Raw genomic sequence first — 4,637 nt, 5'->3', positions numbered from 1 at the left:
GCGCTCGCCCCGCCCGCCGGCCGGCTGCGCTGGCGCTCGGCCTCCTGGTGCTCGCGGCTGAGGGTGTCGAAGAGCTCCTCGTCCTCCTCCGCGCCGCCGACGCGCAGGTCGACCCGCGAGCCCGAGGAGGAGCCGGAGGCGATGCGCGAGATGCGCGAGGAGCTCCGCACCCTGCGCAGCCTCTTCGAGAACCAGCTCTCGGTGCTCGAGTGGGAGCGGATGGGGCGGCGCCACCCCGCCCGCGCCACGGTGCTCAAGCGCCTCGCCGACCTCGGGCTCGGCTCCGACGTCAGCCGCCACCTCGCCGAGCATCTCCAGGGTGATGAGGAGCCCGACGCGGCGCTGCGCAAGGCGCTGGCGCTCGTCGCCCGGCACCTGCCCGTCGCCGACGACGAGATCGTCAGCCGCGGCGGCGTGGTGGCCCTCGTCGGCCCCACCGGCGTCGGCAAGACCACGACGGTGGCCAAGCTCGCCGCCCGCTACGCGCTGCACCACGGCCGCGAGCAGGTGGCCCTGGTGAGCACGGACAACTACCGCGTCGGGGCGCAGGACCAGCTGCTCACCTACGCCCGCATCCTCGACGTCCCCGTCTACACGGCGACCAACCGCCACGAGCTGCGCAGCCTGGTCGACGACCTGATGGGCCGCGGGCTGGTGCTCATCGACACCGTCGGCATGAGCCAGCGCGACGTGCGCCTCGCCGAGCAGTTCAAGACCCTCGGCAGCGCCCAGGGGCTGGTGCGCACCTACCTGGTGCTCTCGGCGGCCACGCAGCTGTCGACGCTGACCGAGTCCGTCAGCGCCTTCGCCGGCGCGGAGCCGGTCGGCTGTATCTTCACCAAGGTCGACGAGGCCACTACCCTGGGAGGGGCTTTGACCTGCGCCTTGCGGACCCGGCTGCCGGTGAGCTATCTGGGCGTCGGCCAGCGGGTGCCCGAGGATCTGCAGGCGGCGAAGGGGGAGAACCTCGTCCACCGGGCGTGCGCGCTGCTCGACGAGGAGGGGAGCCAGGAGCCCGACGAGGAGGCCTTGGCCCTGTCGCTCGGCGGAGGGGCTCATGTTCCTGAGTGAGCCGGGCTTCGATCAGGCTGCGGGGTTGCGCAGGATGGCCAGTACCAAGCCGACCAAGGTGATCGCCATCACCGGGGGCAAGGGCGGGGTCGGCAAGACCAATATCTCGGTGAACCTCGCGGCCTCGCTGACGCGGCTGGGCTCCGAGGTGATGCTCTTCGACGCCGACCTGGGCCTCGCCAACGTCGACGTCGCCCTCGGCCTCTCCCCGGAGCGCAACCTCTCCCACGTCATCGCCGGCGAGTCCTCCCTCGAGGAGATCCTCGTGGACGCCCCGGGCGGCTTCACCATCGTCCCGGCGGCCTCCGGGACCCAGCGCATGGCGGAGCTGAGCGCCAGCGAGCACGCTGGCCTGATCCGCTGCTTCAGCGAGCTCAACCGCGACGTCGACGTCCTGCTGGTGGACACCGCGGCGGGGATCTCCGAGGGGGTGGTCAACTTCGTGCGCGCCTGCCGCGAGCTGATCGTCGTCGCCTGCGACGAGCCGTCCTCGGTCACCGACGCCTACGCCCTGATCAAGGTCCTCAACCGCCACGGCATCGAGCGCTTCCACATGGTCGCCAACCGCGTCCGCAGCCGGCGCGAGGGGCAGCGGCTGCACCAGAAGCTGGCCATGGCCACCGAGCGCTTCCTCGACCTGAACCTGGACTTCATCGGGGCGATCCCCGAAGATGACCGTCTACGCCGGGCGGTGCAGAAGCAGCTGCCGGTGGTGCAGACCCACCCGAACAGCCCCTCGGCCCGCGCCTTCCACAACCTGGCGCGGCGGATCGACAGCTGGCCGGCGCCGGCAGGGGCGACGGGGGGGCTGGAGTTCTTCGTGGAGCGGCTCATCGAGTACAGCACGATGTCCGGAGAGGTAAGCTAGATGAACGGTCACGCCATGTACACGGCGGTGGCTGCTCAGGGCGACGACGATGTAGTCGTGCGCCACGCCTCGCTGGTCAAGCGGATCGCGCACCACCTGGCGGGCCGGCTCCCGGCGAGCGTCCAGCTCGAGGACCTGATCCAGGCGGGCATGATCGGCCTGCTCGAGGCCGCCCGCCAGTACGACGCCTCGCAGGGGGCGAGCTTCCAGACCTACGCCGGGATCCGCATCCGCGGGGCCATGCTCGACGAGATGCGCCGGCTCGACTGGACCCCGCGCTCGGTGCACCGCAAGGGCCGCGAGGTGGCCGAGGCGGTGCGCGCCATCGAGCACCGCACCGGCCGCGACGCCCGCGATCACGAGGTGGCCGAGGCGCTCGGGATCTCGGTGGCGGAGTACCACCATATCCTGCAGGATGTCTCCACGGCGCGGGTGCTGAGCATGGATCACGGGGAGTCGGGCACGGAGGCCCCGCCGGAGCCGGCGGGCTTCGAGCCCGGGCCCCTGGCGATGCTCCAGGACGAGGCCTTCCAGGGCGAGCTCGCCGAGGCGATCCGCCAGCTCCCCGAGCGCGAGCGCCTGGTGATGGCGCTCTACTACGATGAGGAGCTCAATCTGCGCGAGATCGGCGAGGTGCTGGGCGTCTCCGAGTCCCGGGTCAGCCAGATCCACGGCCGGATCATGCTCAAGCTGCGCAACCGGCTCGCCGACTGGACGCGGGAGAGCGAGCAACGTACGGCGTAAGAGACCTCGAAAGAGGGAGGCGATGTGGCAGCGGACAAGAAAATGAAGATCCTCGTCGTGGACGACTTCTCCACGATGAGGCGGATCATCAAGAACCTGTTGCGCGATCTCGGCTACAACAACGTCGTGGAGGCCGATGACGGCAACACCGCGCTGCCCATTCTCCAGAAGGGCGGGATCGAGTTCCTGATCACCGACTGGAACATGCCCGGGATGACGGGCCTCGAGCTGCTCAAGCACGTGCGCGCGGACGCCAACCTCAAGGATCTGCCGATCCTCATGGTCACGGCCGAGGCCAAGCGCGAGCAGATCATGGAGGCCGCCCAGGCGGGGGTGAACGGCTATATCGTCAAGCCCTTCACGGCAGCGACCCTGCGCGAGAAGATCGACAAGATCTTCGAGCGCATCCAACCGGGCGGGGGTTGAGCGGCATGGCGCGACAGGGCGCGGACGGCGGCGCCGCGATGGAAGAGTATCGCGCCGCGGCGCAGCGGCTGCTCGAGTGCGTCGAGGCCGGGGATGCCGAGGGGGCGCAGGGGATCATCGACGACCTGACGCACCTGCGCGAGACGGAGCTCTTCCGGGAGCTCGGCACGCTCACCCGGGACCTGCACGAGGCGATCAAGGCCTTCCACTACGACGACCGCCTCGTCGATCTCACCGCCTCCGAGATCCCGGACGCCCGCGAGCGGCTGAACTACGTCATCACCATGACCGAGCAGGCCGCGCACCGGACCCTGACGGCGATCGAGGACTGCACCCCCCTGGCCCAGGAGCTCAGCGACGAGAGCGCGCGGCTCGCCGAGCGCTGGCACGCCTTCCGCAGGCGCGAGCTCGACGCCGCGCAGTTCCGGCAGCTCAACCGCGAGCTCGAGGCCTTCCTCGAGCAGGTCCAGGGCCACAGCCAGCGCCTGAGCCAGCAGCTCAACGAGGCGCTCATGGCCCAGGACTACCAGGACCTCACCGGGCAGATCATCCGCCGGGTCATCGCCCTGGTCGAGGAGGTCGAGGGCAACCTGGTGCAGCTGGTGCGCATCTCGGGGCAGCGCATGAGCGACGAGGGCGCGAGCGAGAGCGGGCCCGGCAAGGAGGAGGTCGCTGCCGAGCGCATGCGCCGCGGCGAGGGGCCGGCCACGCCGAGCGACAGCAGCGACGACGTCGTCAGCGGGCAGGACGAGGTCGACGACCTGCTCTCGAGCCTCGGCTTCTAGGACGCAGCACAGACAACAGCGGAGGCCGCTGCGATGGCCATCGATCTCAACGACGATATCGTTCAGGACTTCCTCGTCGAGTCGCGGGAGATCCTCGAACGCCTCGGCGGGCAGCTCGTGGAGCTCGAGCAGCGCGGCGGCGACGCCGATCTGCTCAACTCGGTCTTCCGCGGCTTCCACACCATCAAGGGCGGCGCCGGCTTCCTCGGCCTCGATCCGCTGGTCGAGGTCTGCCACCGCACCGAGGACGTCTTCAACCTGCTGCGCAACGGCGACAAGCAGGTCTCCTCGGAGCTGATGGATACCGTGCTCCGCGCCCTGGACGTGGTGCAGGCGCAGTTCGGCGACATCGAGAGCGGCTCGGAGCCCCACCATCCGCCCGACGACCTCCTCCAGTCCCTCGACCGCCTGAAGGCCCCGGATGAGGCCGGCGGCGAGGCGGCGGCGAGCGCCCCGGCCGAGGAGCCCGCCGGGCAGCAGCAGGGCGCGGGCGAGCCGGCGCCCGGCGCCGCCGAAGGCGCGGCCGGGGCGGGCAACGAGGCCCCGGGGGACTTCAGCGACGCCGAGTTCGACGAGCTGCTCAACGCCCTCGATACCGAGGAGCGGGAGCGGGCCGAGGAGGCCGCCGCGAGCGACGAGATCACCGACGAGGAGTTCGAGCAGCTGCTCGATGAGCTCCACGGCAAGGGCCAGCATACCGGCCGGCCGATGTGGCGCTGGCGCCGCTCTCGCTGCCGCCGGCC

At 70.8% G+C, this 4,637-nt stretch carries 6 protein-coding genes; all 6 read left to right on the top strand.

The window, feature by feature from the left end:
* Nucleotides 1–63 precede the first annotated feature (63 nt).
* Nucleotides 64–1,071 carry a flagellar biosynthesis GTPase FlhF gene (flhF, locus tag CKO13_RS10745; protein WP_338034638.1) on the top strand — a complete coding sequence of 336 codons (1,008 nt, stop codon included), beginning with the start codon at nt 64–66 and terminating at the stop codon, nt 1,069–1,071.
* 34 nt (nt 1,072–1,105) lie between these two features.
* Nucleotides 1,106–1,939 (top strand): MinD/ParA family protein, encoded by an 834-nt coding sequence (locus tag CKO13_RS10740; RefSeq protein WP_274600685.1) that lies wholly within the window; start codon nt 1,106–1,108, stop codon nt 1,937–1,939.
* Entirely contained in the window at nt 1,940–2,683 is a 744-nt protein-coding gene (locus CKO13_RS10735) for an RNA polymerase sigma factor FliA (protein WP_200260760.1), read from the top strand.
* Between the two features lie 42 nt (nt 2,684–2,725).
* A complete protein-coding gene (gene cheY, locus CKO13_RS10730; protein ID WP_200260757.1) occupies nt 2,726–3,109 on the top strand; it encodes a chemotaxis response regulator CheY in 384 nt (127 codons plus the stop codon).
* Between the two features lie 38 nt (nt 3,110–3,147).
* Nucleotides 3,148–3,894 (top strand): protein phosphatase CheZ, encoded by a 747-nt coding sequence (locus tag CKO13_RS10725; RefSeq protein ID WP_242468010.1) that lies wholly within the window; start codon nt 3,148–3,150, stop codon nt 3,892–3,894.
* A gap of 33 nt (nt 3,895–3,927) precedes the next feature.
* On the top strand, nt 3,928–4,637 hold a 710-nt coding region (locus CKO13_RS10720; RefSeq protein ID WP_200260751.1), incomplete at its 3' end, for an Hpt domain-containing protein.

This window comes from Halorhodospira neutriphila (assembly GCF_016584055.1).
GTDB lineage: Bacteria > Pseudomonadota > Gammaproteobacteria > Nitrococcales > Halorhodospiraceae > Halorhodospira > Halorhodospira neutriphila.
This window is presented reverse-complemented; position numbering and strand designations above follow the sequence as displayed.